Source organism: Gimesia aquarii (assembly GCF_007748175.1).
Classification (GTDB): domain Bacteria; phylum Planctomycetota; class Planctomycetia; order Planctomycetales; family Planctomycetaceae; genus Gimesia; species Gimesia aquarii_A.
Map to the genome: position 1 here is coordinate 2,235,920 of NZ_CP037422.1, position 22,589 is coordinate 2,258,508.

The window sequence follows — 22,589 nt, forward strand, 5'->3', positions numbered from 1 at the left end:
CCGTGGTCTGTTCTGTTTTAAGATTCAATGTCAACCTCAACAACCGGTCTCTGAAAGGTCAGAAACAGCACCCAACAGATGATTTTCTGTCTGCTTCAATTGCTCGACGGAATCGGCAATTACCAATACACTGACCAGCGGCAACGTGTTTCCATTAATTTGATCGGGTGACGTCGCAATCAACCGTGTTCCCGATTCTCCTTGTTCCGAAACACATCTTAACCAGTTTGAAAACTTGACACCATACGACTCTTTCCAGGGAAAGTGTAACCAGCTCGCTGCCTGATTCGGCTCTAAAAACCGAGAAAACTCCAACGCCAGCCGCCCCATGGTATGGCGTGCATTCACATCCTGTATTGGTCTCCACTGCCGTTTTCCCTTTTCGTCCCGATAACACATGGCATCAATGCCCAGCGGGCCAAAATAGCCTGCCTGTTGCGCGCGTCGGGCAACTCGCTGTCCCACTTCGACCGCAGGCTGCCACTCCTCTCGCATTCGTGGATCGATGACAATCTGGCTACCGCGATATTGTCCGCGCGCATCGCTACGCAATAAAGCAACTCCCATAAATTGAGGAGCCCCTTGGCTTGGAATTTCGAACTGCAAACCTGCTTCTGCCTTGCGATTTACCCAGGGTTCCAGAAACAGCGTCTGGCCTTGTGCAAAACGTTTCTTGGCCCAGCCTCTCATCTGATCGGTAAGCTGCCCCCCCTGCCCCTGAATCCGTTCGCGTGCGGACATGCTGAAATTCGCTTTCACCACCCACGACGCTTCCTGGCTAGCTTGATGATTCTGTAATGCGCTCACCGCAGACTCCAGTTCTTCAAGATTCTCAAGCTGTTGACTCCCGGCCAACAATAGGTCCCACTCCTGCTCACACTGAAAAGAAAACGTACGTGCATTCACCGTTTTCACGGCAGTAGTGGGAGGAGCATTCGCCCGCAGGCCCTTTGATTTCACGATCTGATGCATTTCGCTTGACCAGCCCCAAGGTACTAATTGCAATGAGGCTGCCTCTGCCTGACCTGGCCATTGATTCGTGAACTCGACGCGAGGTAAACCCGCGTATTCTAACTGAGTAGTGAACTCAGCAGAAATTTTTCCGGGAATAGAAATAAGATCATCGTCTTCAGCCAAACCAACCCAGCAACTCGCCAGACTTGCATTCAGAACCGGCGTCGTTCCTCCTGAAGTTCCATAGACTTCATTTGCTAATTGATGCTCGAAATCAAAATTACCCAGAAAAATCTGACGCATCACAAACTAGCCCCAAATTTTTTCATCTAGAATGTCATTCTCCTGTTTCAAATTTATAAAAACAGCTTGAATTGATAAATAAGCAATCTGTTATACTATGTAACTCCAGCCAGAACTATCCTCATTATTAATTTCCCACGAAAGTTCGACCGATGCCCTTACTCAGAAGATATATCACTTTTATTCTCAGCCTGACCGTATTATGTACTCTGTTCGTCTCTCAAAGTAAAATCTGTCAGGCAGAAGAGAACTCAAAGGCAAATCTGTTACGAATTGCCACATTTGAATGTGATATTACGCCACCTCTGGGAAGTCCGCTCTGTTATGGACACGTAGCACCAGCAAAAAAAATTGTGGATCCGTTGAGTGCTCGGGGTATGATTCTATTGGGTTCAGGCCAACCCATTGTCATCCTGGCACTCGACTGGGTGGGAGCGAACAATGGGACACAAGATGTCTGGAAAAACAAACTGGCCGATGCGCTCAACACATCAACCGAGCGTTGTGCCATTCACTGTCTACACCAGCACGATACACCGGGTGTAGATCTCTCAACAAGTGAACTTCTCAAACAGAATAACATAAGTGGAGTCATGTTTGATGAAGCCTATGTGGAAGACGTAATGAATCGCTCGGTAGAAGCAGCGCGCAATAGCTTGAAACAATCACAACCTGTGACACACATCGGCACGGGAAAAGGCAAAGTGAAACAATTTGCTTCTAACCGTCGTATTCTCGGTCCCAATGGTAAGGTCAAAATTGTGCGTTACAGTTCATCACGCAACCCTGCTGCCATCGCAGCGCCCGAAGGGACCATTGACCCCTATGTCCGTGTCCTCAGTTTCTGGAATCAAGACCAGCCTTTAGCGGCCCTCAGTTATTATGCAACCCATCCTCAAAGCTATTACGGTCGGGGAGGCGTGAGTTGTGACACGGTAGGAATTGCGAGAGGACTAAGACAAAAGAGTCTGCCGAATGTGTTTCCCATTCACTTTAATGGTGCAGGCGGAAATATCGGCGCAGGAAAATACAACAATGGCGATCCTGAAAATCGTCCATTGCTCGCGCAACGACTGGCGGCAGGAATGAAACAAGCTTGGGAGTCAACAAAAAAAACACCTGTCTCTGCGAAGGAGGTGAGCTGGAAATCGAAACCTGTATTACTACCGCTGAGGGATACATTGGACGAAGAAAAGCTGACAAGCATCCTGGAAAACCCCAAAGCGCGGCTCACAGACCGAATTCGAGCTTCGCGTGATTTGGTCTATTTACAAAGAACCGAAGCTGGCAAAACAATTGATATCACCTGCCTGCAGATTGGTCCGGCATATGTGATTCACATGCCGGGAGAATTGTTCGTCGAATACCAGCTCGCGGCACAGAAAATGGCGCCTCAGAATTTTGTCTGCATGGCCGCGTATGGCGATCAGGGACCAGGTTATATTGGAACGAAAGTTTCCTATGCCGAAGGAGGCTATGAAACGGGCCGCGTCTCCCGAACCGCCCCAGAAATCGAAGCGGTCTTAATGCAAACACTGCGAGAGTTAGTCGGAAAACAGGACTAATGCAGTCCTACTCTGGTTTCGAGGGATGAGACCACTTAATGCGCGCGGTGTAAACCCGATTATTACTACCGTACTTTTCGATCCCCACAGGTTGCATCCACTCGGTAACCGTCACCCAGGATTCGAGCGGACTGATTTTCACAACCGCAAAGTTTCCCATGCGGGCTCCTTTTTCGGGCACGATGATTCGTTCGGTCTTCCGAATGACGCGTAAGGTTTGAGGATCGACTTCCGCCATGAACAGTGGTGCCCGATGACGAAATACATGATCGTTATTCGCACCACGGCGGGTATAAACCAGAAACAGGCCATCGCTATGTGTCACCCAGTGCTGTTGCGTGTTGTAGTTCCCGAGTTCACGCCCATCATCAAATTTCCAGATAACAGGTTTTGAGTAATTCAAACCATCATCACTGACTGAGACATATCCTTTCTCGTCATTCCGCATCGTCAGATAAAATTTATCTTGAAACTTTGCCACAGAAGGTTCGTACAGGCCTCGTTTAGCGGGTACTGTGTGCTCGCTACCATGCTTTTTGTAGGTCAGTTTTTTCCCATCAAAGTCACACAATACAACCGCAGTGCTATATTGCCGTTCTGTTTTTTTCTTAAAGTAAACCGGTAACAAAATCGTACCATCCTTCAGATCCACGCGCTGGCCGGAACCAGAGCCACAGTTTTCGAATTTGGGCTCATCTGGCATTTTCATCGTGGTCCATTCCGACCAGCTATGATCTTTCTCATCGTAAACGGAATAAGCAACATGCCTTTTGCGAACATGCATCACTTTATTGTTTTCATAGCGTACTGAATGACCGGTTCCCAATAATGTCTTTGTGTTAGCATGCCATCCGGGAGTGAAATCGCAGATAGCAATTTCTTTCGTTTTCGATAATCGGCGTCTCCCCAACGGAGCGTGCTCAATCGGTCCGATCCATTTCTCACCATCGGCAGTTCTCATCTCATTCAGCGCGTAAAACACGTCAGAGCCACTGAGCAATAATTTTTGCATGGTCATCACAACTAATGGTCTATCATTATTTCGTTGCGGAATCACGCCCGCGCGAGCATGCACCCAACAGGTCTTACCATCAAAGCCTTCAGAGACAGTCCGCAAATCGACCTCATAAGTAAGCGGTTTCTGTTCTTCACCAGCTGTTACCTGAGTCTGGCCGATATGCATAAAAATGAGTGCGAGACAAAGCGATAATAAGAATTTCATAAGGGCCTCTTTTTAAAAAACAGTCGAGTATCTATTTACCATAGGCAGAGTTCCTGCATTGCTCAATCCCAAAGGAACATTCTTTCTTAAGACATCAGAGATCGCAGGATTGCAATCTACTCCATGATCATTCAGAATCAATATAAGCCAAATCGTATCCGTGATCGACAATCACTCTTTTACACTTCTCTTTGAGGAACAGGCTGATGCGGATTTTTTTCTTGATTGCACTACTGTTTTTCGTGTCAGTAAAGCCTCTTGTTGCCGCCGCGTTAGATTGGATTCAGGTCAGCCCGGATGGTAAATCATTCATCACTGTAGAAGAGCAAAAAAAGTTTGTCCCCTGGGGATTTAACTACGACCATGATCGAGACGGACGACTTTTAGAAGACTACTGGAACACCGAATGGAAAGCAGTCGAACAGGACTTCGCTGAGATGAAACAACTGGGCGCAAATGTGGTGCGGATTCATCTTCAATTCGGCAAATTCATGTCAGCCCCCGATCAGCCTCGCAACGTAGCACTCAAAAAACTGGATGAATTACTGAGACTGGCTGAGCGGACGGGCTTGTATCTCGATCTAACCGGATTGGGATGTTATCACAAACAGGATGTTCCCGCGTGGTATGATCAATTGAATGACAAAGAACGCTGGCAAGCACAGGCAAATTTCTGGGAAGCGATCGCCAGACAATGTGCAAACAGCCCGGCGATATTTTGTTACGACTTGATGAATGAGCCGGTCGTCCATGGCGGTAAGAAAAAAGGAACTGACTGGCTTGGCCCCGGGTTTGCAGGCAAGCATTTTGTGCAACGAATCACACTCAGCCCTTCAGAACAACCGCGTCCCGAAATCGCAGCCGCCTGGATTAAAACTTTAGTAGACGCCATCCGAAAACAAGATCAACGGCACTTGATTACCGTGGGCATGGTTCATTGGAGCCTGAAACGCCCCGGACTGCAGTCGGGCTTTGTTCCCGAACAGGTGAGCCAGCATCTTGATTTCATCAGTGTGCATATTTATCCGGAAAAAGGCAAAGTCGATGAAGCCCTGGAAACGCTCAAAGGATTTGATATTGGGAAACCCATTGTCATTGAAGAAACCTTCCCCCTGAAAAGCTCACCCCAGGAATTCGAAGAGTTTATCCAGAAATCGAAGCAATACGCGGATGGCTGGATTGGCTTTTACTGGGGCAAAACGCTTGCTGAATATAAACAGGGAAAGACGATCCGCGATGCCATCATGGCCAGCTGGCTGGAATTCTTCCAAAAGAATGGGCGGCAATTTAAAACAGAACCATAATGCGGACACATACAAAATAAGGTCAGGGTTTGAAAACGATATCGGTCACCGTCCCAAATTTCGCGGGCAAAGGCATGTTGGCAAATTGGGAATTATTTCCTCTTCGGTACTGCCAGCGACCTGCCAGAGACAAATTGCCCGTTGCGGAAACTAATTGAGGCACAGAACAGAAATCTGCGTTTTTAGATTGGCCTGTGACTTGTAAAACAATCAGGTTTGCATCATTGGGGGTCACTGATTTTGGGGCGATCTGAAAACCAGCGTCTGATTTCCTTAAAGCAGTTCCATTCAACCAGGCATTGACCTGAGTTCCCTCGGCCTCGCCGACTTTCAATGTCAGTGGTTGGTTTGACATCCACTTTTCGGGAACTCGAACTACACATCGATACCAGCGACTTTGGTTCGTATCGTTTGTTTTCTCTGAATTGGGAATCTGTACCACTGACCAATGCGGTGCTTCATGAAGAGTTACCTTTTCCGAAACCGATACGTCAGCTGGATTCAGACCGGCGGCCCAGTAGATGCCATTCGCCAGTAACCGCACAAATTCAGGATTTTTAAAATCTCCCGGGTGGCCAAGCGAAGTATAAAATGATTTGCCTCCCGCCTTACGCTTGAACGTCCAGGCAACTGGCTCGACTGGAAAGCCTTTAGCTTTTCCCGTCATTAAAACGGTTGTGTTTTTCGCCAGAGGAGAGACTTCATACAGCGAATAGGCTTGCTGGAATGGTTTATCAGGGATTCCGGTGAGAATCGGATTCTGTTTCTGAGACTCATTAATCGAAATGATCGACTTCAAATTGTTAGCGAGGTGGCCATGATAATTTCCGCCGAAGACTTCCGCATCAAATTCAGGCCAATCGTATAATCCTGCCGGTGGCTTTTTACCTCTGAGTGAAAAGGCATGACTGGCGGTGCGAATACCGACAACGGGCCTCCCGGCTTTCACGTATTTGCGGATCGCCTGCATTGCTTTTTCAGGTAACACACGACGACGCACGCTGAAGAGTACCACGTCGGCTTCGTTAATCACTTCGATACCAGGTATCGAATTTCGATCCTTGTCATCCGCAAATACATAACTGACTCGAAAATGTTTACCCAAATGTTTTCCGGCAAACTCGGGTAACGTTTTTTTCGTATCATATTCGGCTTCTGCCATCACGATAACCAGATGTGGTCGATGATCTTTTTTAAATACAAAAGATTTGCCACCTAAAAATTGATCACTGGTGATTGTCGGGCAGATAAACTTCTCAATATGTGAAATAATCAAATCGTTGCCCGTAAAATGACTGACGTAAGGCCAGCTTTTAGGATTATACATGGTGTCAGTCATGTCACGGACAAGCACCACATTCTTCCCGTTTTTGACCATTTGACGTAAACCAAAGGGACGCCCTAACACACACATGTTGGTATGAACCCCGGTGAGAATGACGTTGTTGATCCCGCGGCTGTTAAGGATATTCCAAACTTCATCGCCTTTGTCACTGATAAAATCCTTGTTGCCGTCGATCGTGATCAGAGCGGACTGACTTTTCCAGGGAAGCCCTGGATTACGCCCCAGTAACGCCAGTTTCTTCGCCCAGGCCGCATGCTCTTTGGGGTCATCATCTTCGCCACCGTCAGATTGATCAACGGGATAGACGGCACGCTCTTCACTGGGAATCCGCGAGCACCAGTTTTTGATACCCTCTGGTTGAACCTTAGACTTGGGAGCCTGCATCGCGCGCATGCGTGCCGGATGCCCTTTGTAAGCGTCCATACAATCGCTGGGAGCATGAATAATGGTGACGCCCTGATCGCGAGCCGTTTTCAATAAATTGTCAAGGCGTGGTGCAAACTCTTCCAGCCGTTTGACTGCGTTGAAACAATGATGATAGTCCCAGACATCGCAGACAATAATTGCAGTTTCTTGAGGCTTCCAGCTTTCCGAACGGTACAAACGATGATAGCGTCCCGAATCTTTGCTCGTTTCCTGCTGATAACGCAGTTGTAACTTCAGATCCTCAGCCGACAGCGAGGTAGTTGAGACCAAAACCAGACTTAGGCAAATCGCCAGTTTCTGCAAAACGTTCACGTGGAATCTCCTGGTGGCAGGCAATGGGAAGGAATCGAAGAAAACAATCTGCTGATACCATCAACAGACTGTTCATTCTAAAGGCTCTCAATAGCACAACAAAAGCCTGAAAGCAGAAAACAAAAAAATCCAGCCTAAAAAGAAGTATTCTTTCCGGGCTGGATTATCGTTGTGAATAATGAACCAGAAGCCACTTATACTACAAATTTAGCGTCGAGATTGAGCAGAACGGCGGTAACGCTGAATCTGATTTTCGACCTGCTGAATTTTTTCTCTGCGCTGCTGATTTGTAATCGTGGTCTTGTTTGCAGTTTGAGTGAACGATGAAGGATGACGAAAATCAAGCTCTTCTGACTGAGCATGATTCATACTTTTCGCACGTGGTAGATTGCGGACCATGCGTTTTTTTTGCATTTGTGGCTCACGGGAAATTAATTCGCTGGGCTTAAAACGTGCTGATGTCGGCTGTGGTTGATTGCTCACTTCACCCGACAGATAAGAAACAAATTTGGAACTGGCTTTGTTAATGATGACCACACGGCTCGCCGACTTTGGTTTGTTTAAGGGGCGAATGATACAGACGACTTCTGATTCCCCCGCTTGCTCTAAAGCCGCCTGCAATTGAGAAAGATCATGATTTCCTGTAGTTGGAGACTCCACCGGTTGAGTTGGCATCGCACGCTCTAAAAATTCGGTAAGCATTTCTTGATCGGGTTCTTCTGCCGCCATTTTGGTTTCAGGAGGAGTCTGCTGGAATTCTGTTTCTTTATAAAGTGCTGTCAGTTTCGAATCATCCAACAGTTTGTGAATGACAGGCAAACCTGCATAAAGTCCGCGTTGATCTTCTTTATCAACAGCAAAACAAATACCCACTAACTGACCTGATCGATCAAACAATCCACCACCAGAGCGTCCTTGAACGGGCATCCCCGTGCATTCGATGTTGTCTGGTCCTAAAAAGCGGTTCAGGGCCGTGACCTGAATTTTCTCCAATGTCGGAAGTTCTCCACCATTACAGCCTATACTGGCAACGATATCACCTTTCTTAACCTGATGCTCGATTCCAGCAACTTTTGCTGAAGAAAAAACACCTGAAGTAGGAATTGAAATCAATCCGACATCTGCTTCCAGATCATAGCGAATTAATGTACCTACATAGGTTTCGTGCTTGTCACCTTGAAAGACATCCACCTCGATGACCGAATCATCGCGCAATTCACTGAAAATATGACTGCAGGTTACAATCAAGGTACGTCCGACCGCGCTATGAATGATCGTACCCGATCCAAGGTCCAGACCTTTTTTATCTTTCACTCGAATGCGAACGGCACTCTCACGCCAGTTGTTAGCAACCTTCTGTTGTGGTGTTTCAGACATCTGATCACTGGAAGAATCACCAAACTGAGCACGAATGACAGGCTCTTGCTCTTCTACCACCACCGATTCTTCTTTTTTCGACTTTCCAAAGAAGGGAATATTGAAACCACGAGACTTCTTCTTTGGCTTGGTCTTATGCTGCGCCAGTTGGATCGAACCCTGTTTAGATTCGCTTCCTTTTTGATCATTGGAAACAAAAATGACCTCGTCATTTTTATGGGGAACGGGCGGCCGCTGTGGTTCCGCTGTGGGAATACGTGCCAACATCCGTCTCAAGTTGCTCTCAGTGGTTGAACCAACAGACCGGGCGACTTCCTGTCCTCCGACAACTAAAACAAATGCAGGAATACTGGAAACATTAAAACGACGTGCTAATTCCGGTTCCTGATCAACGTCGACTTTCCTGATAGGATAACCCTCGCGTTTAAGACGCGAAATCAACGGACTCATTTTCTGACAAGGGCCGCACCACGTCGCGGTAAAGTCTAAGAGCACTCCCTTGGAAGTTTCGGCAAAAACAGAGTTGGAAAATAACAAAAAAGATAAAATGACTGTCGTCGCAAACTTCATCTACCAACTCCTCAAAAAGGTTGGTTTAAACGCACTACACGTTACTGAATCAGATAAAGGGGTATTCACTCTTTGCTTCCGTTGAGAAACAGATCGGTTTCTCGCTGGTGAGCAAACAACCTGACTGGTTGCCGTTTGCAGAGAAGCAGAGCAAGGAGATCGAACTTCAATCCCCACATGAGCGACAAACTGCTTAGACGTTCTCTTAATCTGAAGAGCTTCGACAGTTCGAAAATTCACAGCCCAATTGAGTGCATCAACAGGCGATGTCTGTGAAAATAGCTTCACTATGCGGCTTCCATGCCTAAAAGGTTGTTTTGCCAACAAGCTGTTGGATTTTTTGGATACTTAAAACGGGATCAAGCGTCGGTCTTCCTGACCATTTGCATTGATTGATGTGATTTGTCGGTTCCGTACCTAGAAGTAACTATTTGAAAGAAACAGGATCGAAATCCCATTTGGGACAGGTGATTTCAAAAATAAGCACCTTGCGTACCACAATAACAAATTATTTTGCGAATTATTCGCGAGAATGCGTAAATACATTAAAGAGAATTCCTTGTAAATAGGATTTTCTCTGGAACCTTTTACAATCGGCCTTACTCGAAACCAATTTCGTAACTTTTTTGCAAGGCATTGTAATTTTTACCCTATTTTTAATCATTTTCGGTAATGGCCGGATATTGTCGATTGCGGTATCGAATCACCACGAAAGAGAAAGATTTTACGAGAGGGAGACAAACTGGTTGTGTACTTTTTCTGTCTGAAACAACTATAATAAAACAACGGTGCTTCTCGAACAAAATCAGGAAGAACCGACACAACCAAGATTTACGTATCCATTTTTTATATAATGACTTACAACCTTGCAGAGAGACCTCGTCTTTCTCAACACCTTCCTACCTTATAGTACAGTTACGGAACCACTGTCTGTTTTTCTATACACATACACATATCAGTGATGCAGCCAATCACGATATTGTTGAGAGAAACGCTGGTTCGACAAAATCACTTGAATCAATTGATTAGACCTTTGGGGTCCACGGAATCTTATGAAACAAACATGCTCACTTATTGTGATATTCCTGCTGATTTTCTCTGCCGGTTGCACCAAACAGGAAGAGATCACCTCTTACACTGTGCCAAAGAGTGCGAATGATACAAGCTCAACCGTGTCGGAACGTACTACAGCACCTGCCAAAGAAGTGCGTATGCTGGCTGCGATCCTGCCCGGTGGTTCTCAGAACTGGTTTTTCAAAATGACGGGTGCTCCCGATCAAGTGAGTGCCGAGTTTGATACGTTTATTGCCTTTCTCAAATCGATCAAACTGGAAGCGGGTAAACCTGCATGGACGCTGCCGGAAAACTGGGAACAGGAGCCAGGACGCTCAATCCGTTTCGCGACACTCAAAATTAAAGATAGTGATCCCCAATTGGAACTGACTGTCACACCACTCTCTGCCGGGAAGTCACTCCCGGAAGATTTACTTTCCAATATCAACCGATGGCGTGATCAGGTAGGACTTTCAGAAATCACGACGAAAGACGTTGAAGCCGCCTCCGATACCAAACCAGCATTAGACGCTGAACTGTTTACACTAAAAGATCAAGGCGACAAAACCATTACCGCCGTCAGTTTAAAAGGCATGATGGCCGGTAATCCGATGGGTAGTGCTCCTTTTGCATCAGGTATGCGGGGTGGCATGAGGCAACCGTCTCCAGGACCAGCTACCCCTCCGACTGGATCCGTGAAATTAAAATATGAAACTCCTGAAGGCTGGAAGCCTGGACGAAGTGGCGGAATGCGAAAAGCAGCCTTTAATATTAACGCAGGAGATGAAACGGGTGAGGTTACGATTATTGACTTATCCAAAGAACACTCTCCTCTGTTGCCTAATATCAACCGTTGGCGTGGGCAGGTCGGCTTGAAAGACATTTCTGAATCGGACCTTCCTAAAGAATCTGAAGAGTTGAAAGCAGGAGATCTTAAAGCGACCTATGTGAAACTGATTGGCCCCGAAAATTCGAAACCACGCAAAGCGATTCTGGGGGCCATAATTTATCGCGATAATCTGGCCTGGTTTGTCAAGTTCTCAGGTCCCGCAAAACTAGCGGAACAGGAAGCAGATCGTTTCAAACAGTTTGTGCAATCGATTCGCTTTGAATGATCACAAAAAAAACGCTGATTTAGAGACGTAATTTTTTGAGCTTATATTTCAGGAATTTAGTATGTCAACGAACACCATTTCCGACAAATCCAGCGAATTTGCCGCACCAGATTTCGATTCGGGTTCGACAAATCTCCATGAGCAGTTCCTGAGTTTCTTAAAGCCTTTTGCCTCGTTGCGACTGACGGTCGTCTTGTTTGCGATGGCCATCTTCATCATCCTGGCGGGAACGCTGGCGCAAGTGAATAAAGACATTTGGGTTGTCATCGATGAATACTTCCGCACCGGCTTTGCCCGTATCGAATTTAAAATCTTCTTCCCCCCTTCTTTCTTTCCGAACCTCAACCAGGAAAATATCCCCGGTTTCTTCTACTTTCCCGGTGGTTGGCTCATTGGTTTTCTCATGGGCATCAATCTGCTGGCAGCGCATTTCATTCGATTTAAAGTGCAGGCGAAGGGAAATCAAAAAGCGATTGGCTGGGCCGTGATTGCTGCGGGTCTGCTATTGACCTGGGTCGTGATCGCCAGTGGTTCCAATAAAGACGGGTTTCAGGAAACTCCCCTACTCAGTTGGTCTGCTTTATGGACTCTGATTGAAGTCGGGCTGGGAGCATTAGTACTGGGGGGGATCTGGCTCTTTTTTAAAATCGAGTCGTTCAGAAAAATAGAACGCTGGTTGACCATGGGAGGCGCTGTTCTGTTTGCCTGCCTGTTGGCCTGGTTTCTCTCTCAGGGTGATGCCGCACGCTTCAGTGATTCCTCGATGCGCATTCTCTGGCAGTTGATTAAAGCGACTTTTGCAGGCGTTGTGCTTCTGGCGGGTTGTATCATCCTGTTTAAAAAGCGAGCCGGAATCGTGCTTTTGCATGGTGGCATCGGTCTGATGATGCTGAGTGAATTGATGGTCGGTACGATGGCTGTCGAAACACAGATGACGATTTCGGAAGGGGAAACGGCAAACTTTGTACATGACATCCGCGAAATTGAATTGGCGGTCATTGATGAAACCGATCCCGAACAGGACCAAGTCACCGTCATCCCCAAATCGATCTTACTCGCCAAACAAGAAGAAGTCGTTTCCGACCCCAAACTCGCCTTCGATTATGAACTGGTGAAATTTTACCCGAATGCTTCCTTACGACGCATTTCTTCCTTGGGTCCCGAGGAAAAAAAGCAGGCTGAGAATCCAGCCACCACGGGTATTGGCAAAGAATGGATTGCCTTACCCACGCGAAGTTCGGCTGGTACCGATAGCGACGGCGCTGTCGACACACCTGCTGCCTACATCAAAATCATTGACAAAAAAACAAATGAGTCGCTCGGCATTTATCTCATCAGTCTGGAAATGGCTTTACAGGACATTGGCGAGCAAGTCATTGTCGACGAAAAACCATATCAGCTCTATCTCCGCTTCAAACGCATCTATAAACCGTATCGTGTGAAACTCATCGATGTACGAAAAGATGATTATGCCGGCACCAGCACTGTGATGAACTATTCCTCGGACATTGAACTGGTAGACCCCACAACCAACGTCGATCGAGAGATCAAAATCTGGATGAACAATCCACTCCGTTACAGCGGCGAAACATTCTATCAAAGCGGCTATCATGCCGACCCCCGCACCGGAAAAGAAATGACCACCCTGTCTGTCGTCACAAATATGGGTTGGATGATCCCCTATGTTTCCTGCATGATCGTCGCCGTCGGCATGTTATACCATTTTATGATTACACTGTTACGCTTTCTCGGACGCCGCGAACGGACTACAGAAGCAACTGCCGTCGCTGAGTTTTTACCACCTAAAGAGAAAGACGAAGCGAAATGGATCAAGAAAAAACGATCAAAGGCAAAGCTGAAAAGCTGTCTGATTCCTGCATTGATTCTAATCGTCTTTGGCGGTTATCTCATGAGCAAAGCCCGCGTCCCTAAGACACCGTCAGATGAAATGAACGTCTACAAATTCGGAGAGCTCCCAATTTTATACCAGGGACGATTCAAGCCCATTGATACGCTGGCGCGCAACAGCCTGCGGGTCATTTCCGGTCGGCAGGATTACATAGACGAAAACGGAAAAACTCAACCTGCCATCAAGTGGCTGCTAGATACGATTGCCAAACCGCGCGAGGCCTTTGCACTCAATGTCGTTCGAATCGAAAATCTGGAACTGCTACACACATTGGGGCTGGAGAAACGGAAAGGCTTCCGTTACTCCTTCGATGAATTCGCAGAAAAGATTCCTGAACTCTCCAAACAGGCTGACCTGGCTCGCAAAGCAGGCCGTGGAAAGGCCAGCCTGTATCAATCTCAGGTCCTTGATCTGGAACGAAAGATTGGCATTGTTGATTTGATTATCCAGTCATTCACCCCTCCGAATATCCGTCCCGAATCGGCGCGTGATGATCTGATTGAAGCAATCCGACGTCATCGGATGCTTGACCGCCGCAATCCTCCACGCGCGATTCCACCAGAAGAATCAGAGGGTAATGAAGTCGAAGGGGAAGATGATCAATGGCAAACTTACACCTACGCCTGGACTCGTGATCTGGTCAAAGCCAGTTTCTCGAATGACAAAGAAAGCGAAGCGACTCAGGCTTGGACGAAAATGTTGGTTGCCTATGCGAAAAATGATGTCGGAGAATTTAATAAAGAAGTTCGTAACTATCAAAAATGGCTGGAGAAACATCAGGCCGAGATGCCAGATGCCAGCTTGTCCAAAATTGATTACGAAGCCTTCTTCAATCACTTTGAGCCCTTTTATTACTCCTCGGTGTTATATCTGATCGCGTTTGTACTGGTTTGTTTCTCATTTTTGTTCTGGCATCGCCCGTTGGGCGATGCCGCATTCTGGCTGATTGTGCTTACGTTTGTCGTACATACCTTTGCCCTGATTTCTCGTATTTATATCTCGGGACGTCCACCTGTCACGAACCTGTATTCCTCGGCCGTATTTATTGGCTGGGGAGCTGTACTGGGGGGAATTGTGATCGAACGCATGAATCGGCTGGGCATTGGAAACCTGCTGGCCTCGGTCTCCGGATTTTCCACACTTCTGATCGCCCACATGTTGGCCGGGGATGGTGATACGATGACCGTGCTACAAGCTGTTCTTGATACACAGTTCTGGCTTGCCACACATGTGGTCTGTATTACTCTTGGCTATGCCGCAACGTTCGTGGCTGGACTACTCGGTTTGTTTTATATTCTGTGGGGAACGTGCACGCCCCGCATGACAGCGGATGCAGGTAAAGAAGTGATTCGTATGCTCTATGGCGTGCTCTGCTTCGCGATCTTCCTTAGTTTTGTGGGAACGGTACTTGGTGGTCTTTGGGCCGATGATTCCTGGGGCCGTTTCTGGGGTTGGGACCCCAAGGAAAACGGGGCCTTAATCATCGTGCTCTGGAACGCACTCGTGTTACATGCCCGCTGGGGAGGGCTGGTCAAAGATCGTGGTCTGGCAATGCTTTCCATTGGTGGCAATATCGTCACCAGCTGGTCCTGGTTCGGCGTCAATGAACTGGGGGTCGGATTGCATTCCTATGGTTTCACAGAAGGCGTTCTCAAAGCCTTGGCGCTGTTTATGCTGTCACAACTGGCAATCATGGCCATCGCCTTGATTCCGCAAAACCGCTGGTGGAGTTTCAAGAATCGCGAAGCATAACGAGTACCTTAACGGATGAGCTAGTGATTTCGTTAAGGTTTCGGAGCCACTTCGGGGCGATGCCGTTCAATTTGAGAACGAAAATCACCCAGACTCTGCCAATAGAGGGGATGGTTCAAGTCGACCTCGGTGATGGCAATCGTTCCCCACTCCTTAGCTTGGGCCAGTGGTTTGCCATCATGTCCGTAAATGGCGGAAATCATCCAGTTGGAAGATGTGTCTGTGTAAGTGCTGCTGATCACGTAAACGTGATTCTCACAGGCGCGTGCGGCGCCGAGCATCGGATTACAGCCCCAGACAGGCCAGGCTATCACTTCGGCTCCGTTTTTACTCAATTCGCGCGCCACTTCGGGAAAGAATCCATCGTAGCAAACCATCATACCAACTTTTCCGAAACGGGTTTGAAACACCGGATATTCGCTTCCGGGTGTGACGCCTTTTTCAATCTCACCTCGCGGTAGTGTGACTTTTCGATACTTACCAACGATTTTCCCATCGGGACCAATCAACACAGCCACATTATAAACCAGATGCTTTGCCCGTTCGTAAAGCCCGACGACGATGTAAAGGTCATGTTTTTTGGCAAGCTCACCAAAATAGTCTGTGGATGGTCCGGGAATCGGTTCTGCACACTCAGCGTAAGGCAGCTTTGTACCATAGACCGTTATGGATTCAGGAAGCACCACCAAATCTGCTTTCTTCTGTGCCGCCTGTTCGATCAACTTCGCAAACTGTGCCGGTTTATCAGTGGGCTTGTTGCCTGCCTGGGGCCGATGATGTATCGTTGCGAGTCGTACCTTGCGTGGCTTGATTTCTTTTGCCTGTTCGAAGTTGATATCACTCCACTGGATTTGTGAATGTGGTGGGCCCCAGCGAAAATGTAACTCGATTTGCACCTGAGCCGCTTCTGAGGGAGCACGATAATTTCCAGCCACTTTTGTCCAGCCATTTGTTGTTTCCTGATCACTGGGAAATTCCGGTTCTGCCTGAGGACGCTCGCCCGGTCGATAGGAAGCATAGGATTTCTCATCACGCTTCACACGTCTTCCGTTCTTGTCGAGCCATCGCAAACGAGCCACGCCAGCTCGACGTACCAGATCAACGCCATCTGTTTTGCGAAACGCTGTGAATTCATAAGTCTTTCCCCCCTGAACAGGGAACGACTTTTGAATGTGTCCCATCAGACCTTCACGGCCATCGGCCTGAATGATAAAGGCGCCTTTCTTTTTCAGCCCTGCCTTTGCATCCCAGGAAACTTGTGGACGCAATTCCTCGCGAGGCGTCATCGCCTGCCATCCTTCGTGCAATGCCGGTTCGCCTGAGTATCCGATATAAGGAAAAAGCAAGATCGTCACAAAGAATAAAATGCCTGGTGACTGTTTCATGAAAGTGTCTCCGAAAGCTGATCATGGATTTTGAGGATGGATCGCCCTCTCAGGCGGGAGCATGGCTGTGGACCTGAATTGTAACAAAGCAGATCGCAGAAGACATCAGAAATCAGATTTTTGTGGTAGAATTGTTATTTACTGGTATGAACAGCCTGGAGTTCCGCCGGTCGCAGGTTGAAATAAAAAATCGCTATGGAAATCGTAATTCCAGTAAGTACAATCTCTGAAAATTGAGAACCGTTCCAAAACGTCCACTTCAATGTATGCAAAGGAGAAGATTGACATGAGTGAAAATGTAGCAGTTACGCTGGAATTAAAACAAAGCCAGATTGATTATCTTGACCAGATGGTACAGAAACACAGTCTCCCCGATCGTTCAAAAGTACTTCGCTGTTTGATCAATTTCGCCATCGATGAATCACAAAATGAAGAATCTATCTATTGCAAGACACGTTGTGATCACTGCTGACGGAAACCATTAATGAATTCGAACGGGCGTCAGACTACAATCGCAGGACAGGAACCGTACATTCAGCGGTACGTCGCGCTGGTATAGATCACACTGCCCCCGGAGAATAGACCCAGAGGTAGCATTAGCCCTCATGGGGGAATCATCATTGACTGTGGTTTGGAAGACTCATCTGAGTTAAGCAGTACCACAACATTCCATCCTGACCGATCCTCTTTTTCACTTCTCATTTTTCAGTTCTTCGATTGAGGCGGTATCTGTTAAAATGAAGTCTGAAGATTGATTTTCCATCAAATTTATTGCAGCGGTAATAGAATCCATTCAATCAAGCTGATGTTGCCAGTTTATACTCATCAATCAAATCTTTGTATGAGCGTAATATCGAACGAAGAAGACCGAAGTGGTCAAGTCGAAAGAAAATAGGAACTTGTCGTCAACAGCAAGTGAGAGCGTGCTCATACAATCTGTTGTTTCACCGATGTCATCTGAGAGACAGCCGATACGAATCGATAACAGGAGGACTTATGAGCAGAGTCGGTTCAAATTGCTTTCAAACCAGAGGGTTTCATAGTGAAAAAATCAAGTTGTGAAGAGACCTTCAGTATGTAAAACCATTCTCACGCGCGCGACGCAATTCGTGCAATTTAGTCAATGACATCAGCGAGTCAAGATACAAATCATGCAGTACTGTTTAGGACTTTAACTCCATTTCAAAATTCCTGAAATTGTCAATTTGATTTTTCAGCTAACCTGTTTTGAGGCTACTAGATATTGATTTAGTAAATTAGAAATAGTAGGCGTTTTACCATGCGTTTTGAGAAAATATGGGAACAGAAAGCAAACGATATTCTACACCTAGAATTCCTAACCGGACCAACCCTGACCAGTGTCAAGATAGTTAATCGTTTCCTAACTAAAATGGATCTAGTAACTGGATCAATCCTGACGACAGAAGTAGGGGCTCTACACATAAACTGGAATGGATTCCATGAAACAATACTGTCTGGCTGTCATCATCATTCTGGGTGGAAATTCTTTACTTTTCGCGCAGACAATCGATCAGATACCTGAATTCGATAATGAAAATTATAGTGGTGATGTCTCGGAGCTGTTCGGCGATTCCGCCTGGTTTGGACGCTACCATCCCCATTTCGGTTACAGCTATGAAGCGGGGGACACAATAGGTCGTGTTGGAGGACTTTCCTCCTTCGAAGGCTTCCTTCCCTTGTTTGAGGGATATAATAGCGACTGGCTTGCCTTCCTCGATGCACGGTTACTGCTTGATGATGAGAATCATAATCTGGGTTCCAATATCGGGATTGGTGCCCGACAATATTTACCCGAATACCAGCGAACCATTGGCGGCTACATTTACTATGACACCCGTGATACGGGCTATGCCAACTTTGGCCAGGTTTCAGGGGGTATCGAAACACTTGGCGATTTTTGGGATGCACGACTCAACTGGTACATCCCCACCGGAACAAGACGTAAATTGTTAAGAACCACTCATGACCCTACGGGCACGTACACATTTATCGGCCATCATCTCTTCGGCGGAACATTTACCAGATTCTACCAAGCCGCGATGACGGGAGTTGATATGGAAGCTGGTCGGAAAATTTATTCCGGCCCCAATACCGATGTTCGTGCTTTCGCGGGCTGGTATCATTTTCAAGCAAACGGCACTCCACAAGCCTGGGGCTGGAAGTCGCGCATTGAAGGTCGTATTTCCGATGTCGTCGCCTTGAATCTCAGTATTCAAAATGATCGTGTGTTTGACACAACAGTTAACTTCGCTGTATCGTTTCAGTGGCCTAGTATCACAGGCTTGAGAAATGGACCACGATCTAACCTGCCGGCTCGTGATCGACTGGGAGAAGCTCCCGAACGCCTTCGTAATATCGTGGTCACCAACCAGGAAATCCAGGATCCCAATGGTGGTTTACTTATTGATCCTTCAACGGGACTGCCTTACTTCTTCATGCATGTCGAAACAGGAGGCAGTGGTGATGGAACATTTGAGGATCCATTTGGAACTTTGGCAGCCGCCTTTGCAGACACAAGAACACAACAGGGGAATGTTGTCGTGTACGACCATCGGAATGCCGCTGAAGCAGGTAACTTTACACTTGCAACGAATACACAGGTACTCTCATCCGGGCCAGCACAATTCATTACCACTCAAGTGGGACAGGTACAACTACCTGATTCGAATACCGGACTGACTCCACAGATTACCGGTAGCTTCACGCTGAATAACCGCAGTGTGCTTTCCGGATTTGGTATCACAACAACCGGTGCGGGCTCTTCAATTATCTCCAATGGAGTGGGGAACTTGATGGTATCCAACAATACCATTAATCATACCGGAGCTGGTACGGCAATCAGCTTGTCAAATTTAACCGGCCCCGCTACGTTCAACCAAACACCTCTCACCAAATCGGGTGGTCTGGGTGTGCTGATCTCCGGGGGTAATGGGGATGTGACCTTTACCAATAGTTCGAATACAAATACCAACGGCGATGGTATCGATATCCAGAACGCAGGCGGAACGATTCAGTTCGGACAGGTCACCACAACCAATGGCACAACTTCAGTCAATGTTAACAACGGCACGGCAAATATTACAATTGACAACTTAAGCAGTACAAATGCGGGCGCTGACTCAGTCCTGATTAACAATCTGACGGGTAGCTTTACACTTAATGGTGGAACTCTCACGAATAGTGGAGCAACCGGCGTTACTGCTACCAATTCACAAAATATTACCATTCAAAACACGACTATTGACACCCCCACGACTGAAGGTATCTTCGCACAAAATGTCACGAACTTTAACTTTTCATCCAATACCATAGACGATGCAAGCATTGATGGAATTGCAGTACTGAATGGTTCTGGAAACGGCACCATCAGCGGAAACACGATCCGAAGTATTCTGACTGCATTTGATGATGCGATTGATGTGGAAATTGGCGGTGATGCAACCGTCGAAATTGATAATAACATCATTACCAGTGTGCTTGCTTTAGCTGGTACTGGAATCGAAGTATCCACCACCGCGGGTAATGTGACAACACGGATTAGAGGCAACCAGATTACTAGTATCCTGAATGCTTTTGGAGACGGGATTAATTACACAGGTAATTCAACCGGCGCTATGACAACCACCATTACGGGTAACACAATCCAAAATACCGCAGGCGTATTCGGAGATGGTATTAGTGTGATTTACAATGCAGGATCAGCCACAACAACGATCTCTCAAAATACGATCGACTCGGATGATCTGGTGAATCTCTTTGGTACGGGCATTTATCTTGGTCTGAACACGACAGGTACAACAGACACTACTATTAACCAAAACACGATTTCGGATGATGTCCTGGCAGCGCTGTTTGATGATGGTATCTCGTTGGACATTGATCGTGGTACAGACCATGACGTCTTCGTCACCAATAACTTGATCGCACAAACGGGTGGTCTTTTTAATGATAGTATCGAGGTACTCCTGGATAGTGGCACGGTAAGTGCGGCCCGCATTCAGGTCAATAGTAACATACTCTTTGGAGCTGGTGGAGGTGGTACCGGACTCGATGTGTTTGTCGGCTCACCTCATCTGCTTTGTGTAGAGGCGACAGGAAATACAACTAACACGTCTCTCGATTTCTTTGCTGCCGTGGGTGGTACCATCAATGTGGAAGACCTGCCGAATCTCTCCACGAACAACAATGGTGCGACAGTCAATACGGCTGGTGGAGGCACGATTCAGAACATTGCCGATTGCTTCCCATAAACCTTATATAAAACATTTAGATATCGTAATACATGGCAAATTCGTAAGGATGCGGGCGCTCGCGAAGGGCAGCCACTTCCTGACTGGACTTGTACCAGATCCATGTATCGATCACATCTTCTGTAAAGACATCACCCACAAGCAGAAACTGATGATCATTGCGTAACGCTTGAAGTGCCTGTTCCAGTGATTCAGGTACAGCGGGTAACTCTGCCAGTTCATCAGGTTTCAGGTCATAGATATCTTTTTCCAGAGGGTGACCGGGATCAATCTTGTTTTGAATGCCGTCCAGCATCGCCATCAACACAGCTGACATTGCTAAGTAAGGATTCGAAGAAGAATCGGGGCAGCGGAATTCAAAACGTTTGTTTTCAGGATGAGGACTGTGCACGGGAATCCGAATCGCCGCTGATCGATTTCGATAGCTGTACGTCAAATTGATGGGTGCTTCATAGCCGGCAATCAAACGTTTATAGCTATTGGTCGTGGGACAACAAAATGCAAATAGAGCAGGCGCGTGTTTGAGAATCCCCCCCATCGCATACATGCCCATCTCGCTAAGACCTCCATAGCGGGAACCCGCAAACAGCGGTTTGCCCTCTTTCCAAAGCGACATATGCAAATGCAAGCCGGAACCATTATCGTTCCAGAGTGGCTTCGGCATAAAGGTCGCTGTTTTACCATGTTTGGCAGCCACGTTCTTAACAATGTATTTGTAGCGCAACAGGTTGTCAGCGGTCTTTAACAACGGTGCATATTTCATATCGATTTCACACTGGCCGCCCGTTGCGACTTCATGATGCTGCGCTTCGACTTCGACGCCACAATCCATTAATGCCAGCATCATCTCAGTACGTGCTTCCTGTAAGGTGTCAGCTGGTGGAACGGGGAAATAACCTTCCTTATGCCGGATTTTGTAACCCGCGTTTGGGGTGCTGCCTGCTTTTCCTCGGTTCCATTGGCCTTCAATACTGTCCACATGGTAATAGCATTCGTGCTCATTTTGGTCGAATTGCACGTCGTCAAAGATAAAGAACTCTGCTTCGGGCCCGAAATTGGCCACATCAGCGATTTTAGTGGACCGCATATAGCTTTCTGCTTTGCGGGCAACATTGCGCGGATCTTTAGCATAGTCCTCGCGAGTGATCGGATCCTGAATGTTACAGGTCATCACCAGAGTGTTTGTCATAAAGGGATCAACAAACGCCGTTTCAGGTTGCGGGACGACTAACATATCACTTTCGTTAATCGCCTTCCAGCCTCGCATTGAAGAGCCATCAAAGCCGAAGCCATCTTCGAAACTCTTCTCTACCAATATCTTAGCAGGAACTGTGAAATGTTTTTGGGTACCAGGAAAATCCATAAATCGAAGGTCTATGGCCTGAATTTCCCGTTCACGGCAGAGGGCGAGCACTTCCCGAGGAGTCATTGTAGTTCCCTGATTGGAGTTTGTCATTTATCAATTATTCTAAGGTAAAACAGAATATCTTAATAATGCAAACCATATACCATTTCAGAAAATTGCTCAAAAAACAGGCAGTGTTACTCATAGATTTAAGTGACTTCACCTGTTAATGAGGTGAGAGCTGAAATCATCTCTCTCTCACATCAGAGTTAAGAGATTCTTGATTTCGTAAGATCCAACTTAAAAGCAGGACTTTATTAACAAAGCATACGAATTTACAAAATCGTTTATTATTGTTTGCGCTAATTGACAGAAGCCTCT

General features: G+C 46.9%; 12 protein-coding genes. 6 read left to right on the top strand and 6 right to left on the bottom strand.

What is annotated here, in order from left to right; genetic code table 11:
• Positions 1-36: 36 nt before the first annotated feature.
• The gene (locus V202x_RS08885) at positions 37-1,257 is read right to left on the bottom strand and encodes a hypothetical protein (RefSeq protein WP_145173203.1); all 1,221 of its coding nucleotides are present in this window, start codon (positions 1,255-1,257) and stop codon (positions 37-39) included.
• Positions 1,258-1,409: 152 nt separating this feature from the next.
• Here V202x_RS08885 and V202x_RS08890 point away from each other — a divergent pair, with 152 nt between their 5' ends.
• Entirely contained in the window at positions 1,410-2,822 is a 1,413-nt protein-coding gene (locus tag V202x_RS08890) for a hypothetical protein (protein ID WP_145173207.1), read from the top strand.
• A 7-nt stretch (positions 2,823-2,829) separates the two neighbouring features.
• Here the strand turns inward: V202x_RS08890 and V202x_RS08895 are convergent, their stop codons facing one another.
• Positions 2,830-4,044 carry a sialidase family protein gene (locus tag V202x_RS08895; protein ID WP_145173211.1) on the bottom strand — a complete coding sequence of 405 codons (1,215 nt, stop codon included), beginning with the start codon at positions 4,042-4,044 and terminating at the stop codon, positions 2,830-2,832.
• Positions 4,045-4,250: 206 nt separating this feature from the next.
• On the opposite strand from V202x_RS08895, the gene V202x_RS08900 reads away from it, so the two are divergent.
• On the top strand, positions 4,251-5,348 hold the full coding sequence (locus V202x_RS08900; RefSeq protein WP_145173214.1) for a cellulase family glycosylhydrolase: 1,098 nt from the start codon (positions 4,251-4,253) through the stop codon (positions 5,346-5,348).
• A 22-nt stretch (positions 5,349-5,370) separates the two neighbouring features.
• Here the strand turns inward: V202x_RS08900 and V202x_RS08905 are convergent, their stop codons facing one another.
• Together V202x_RS08905 and V202x_RS08910 are read right to left on the bottom strand one after the other, a co-directional pair.
• Entirely contained in the window at positions 5,371-7,431 is a 2,061-nt protein-coding gene (locus V202x_RS08905; protein ID WP_145173217.1) for an isochorismatase family protein, read from the bottom strand.
• Positions 7,432-7,638: 207 nt separating this feature from the next.
• On the bottom strand, positions 7,639-9,378 hold the full coding sequence (locus V202x_RS08910; RefSeq protein ID WP_145173220.1) for a thioredoxin domain-containing protein: 1,740 nt from the start codon (positions 9,376-9,378) through the stop codon (positions 7,639-7,641).
• Positions 9,379-10,430: 1,052 nt separating this feature from the next.
• Here V202x_RS08910 and V202x_RS08915 point away from each other — a divergent pair.
• Both V202x_RS08915 and ccsA read left to right on the top strand, forming a co-directional pair.
• On the top strand, positions 10,431-11,546 hold the full coding sequence (locus V202x_RS08915) for a hypothetical protein (protein ID WP_145173223.1): 1,116 nt from the start codon (positions 10,431-10,433) through the stop codon (positions 11,544-11,546).
• 61 nt (positions 11,547-11,607) lie between these two features.
• Positions 11,608-15,207, top strand: a complete 3,600-nt coding sequence (gene ccsA, locus V202x_RS08920; protein WP_145173226.1) for a cytochrome c biogenesis protein — start codon at positions 11,608-11,610, stop codon at positions 15,205-15,207.
• A 32-nt stretch (positions 15,208-15,239) separates the two neighbouring features.
• On the opposite strand, the gene V202x_RS08925 is transcribed toward ccsA, so the two are convergent.
• Positions 15,240-16,592, bottom strand: coding sequence for a carbon-nitrogen hydrolase family protein (locus V202x_RS08925; protein WP_145173228.1), 1,353 nt, complete (start codon positions 16,590-16,592; stop codon positions 15,240-15,242).
• A gap of 286 nt (positions 16,593-16,878) precedes the next feature.
• Here V202x_RS08925 and V202x_RS08930 point away from each other — a divergent pair, with 286 nt between their 5' ends.
• Both V202x_RS08930 and V202x_RS08935 read left to right on the top strand, forming a co-directional pair.
• Positions 16,879-17,064 (top strand): hypothetical protein, encoded by a 186-nt coding sequence (locus V202x_RS08930; RefSeq protein ID WP_145173231.1) that lies wholly within the window; start codon positions 16,879-16,881, stop codon positions 17,062-17,064.
• 988 nt (positions 17,065-18,052) lie between these two features.
• Positions 18,053-20,863 (top strand): beta strand repeat-containing protein, encoded by a 2,811-nt coding sequence (locus V202x_RS08935; RefSeq protein WP_197993303.1) that lies wholly within the window; start codon positions 18,053-18,055, stop codon positions 20,861-20,863.
• Between the two features lie 16 nt (positions 20,864-20,879).
• On the opposite strand, the gene glnA is transcribed toward V202x_RS08935, so the two are convergent.
• A complete protein-coding gene (gene glnA, locus V202x_RS08940; protein ID WP_145180481.1) occupies positions 20,880-22,292 on the bottom strand; it encodes a type I glutamate--ammonia ligase in 1,413 nt (470 codons plus the stop codon).
• Between the last annotated feature and the right edge of the window lie 297 nt (positions 22,293-22,589).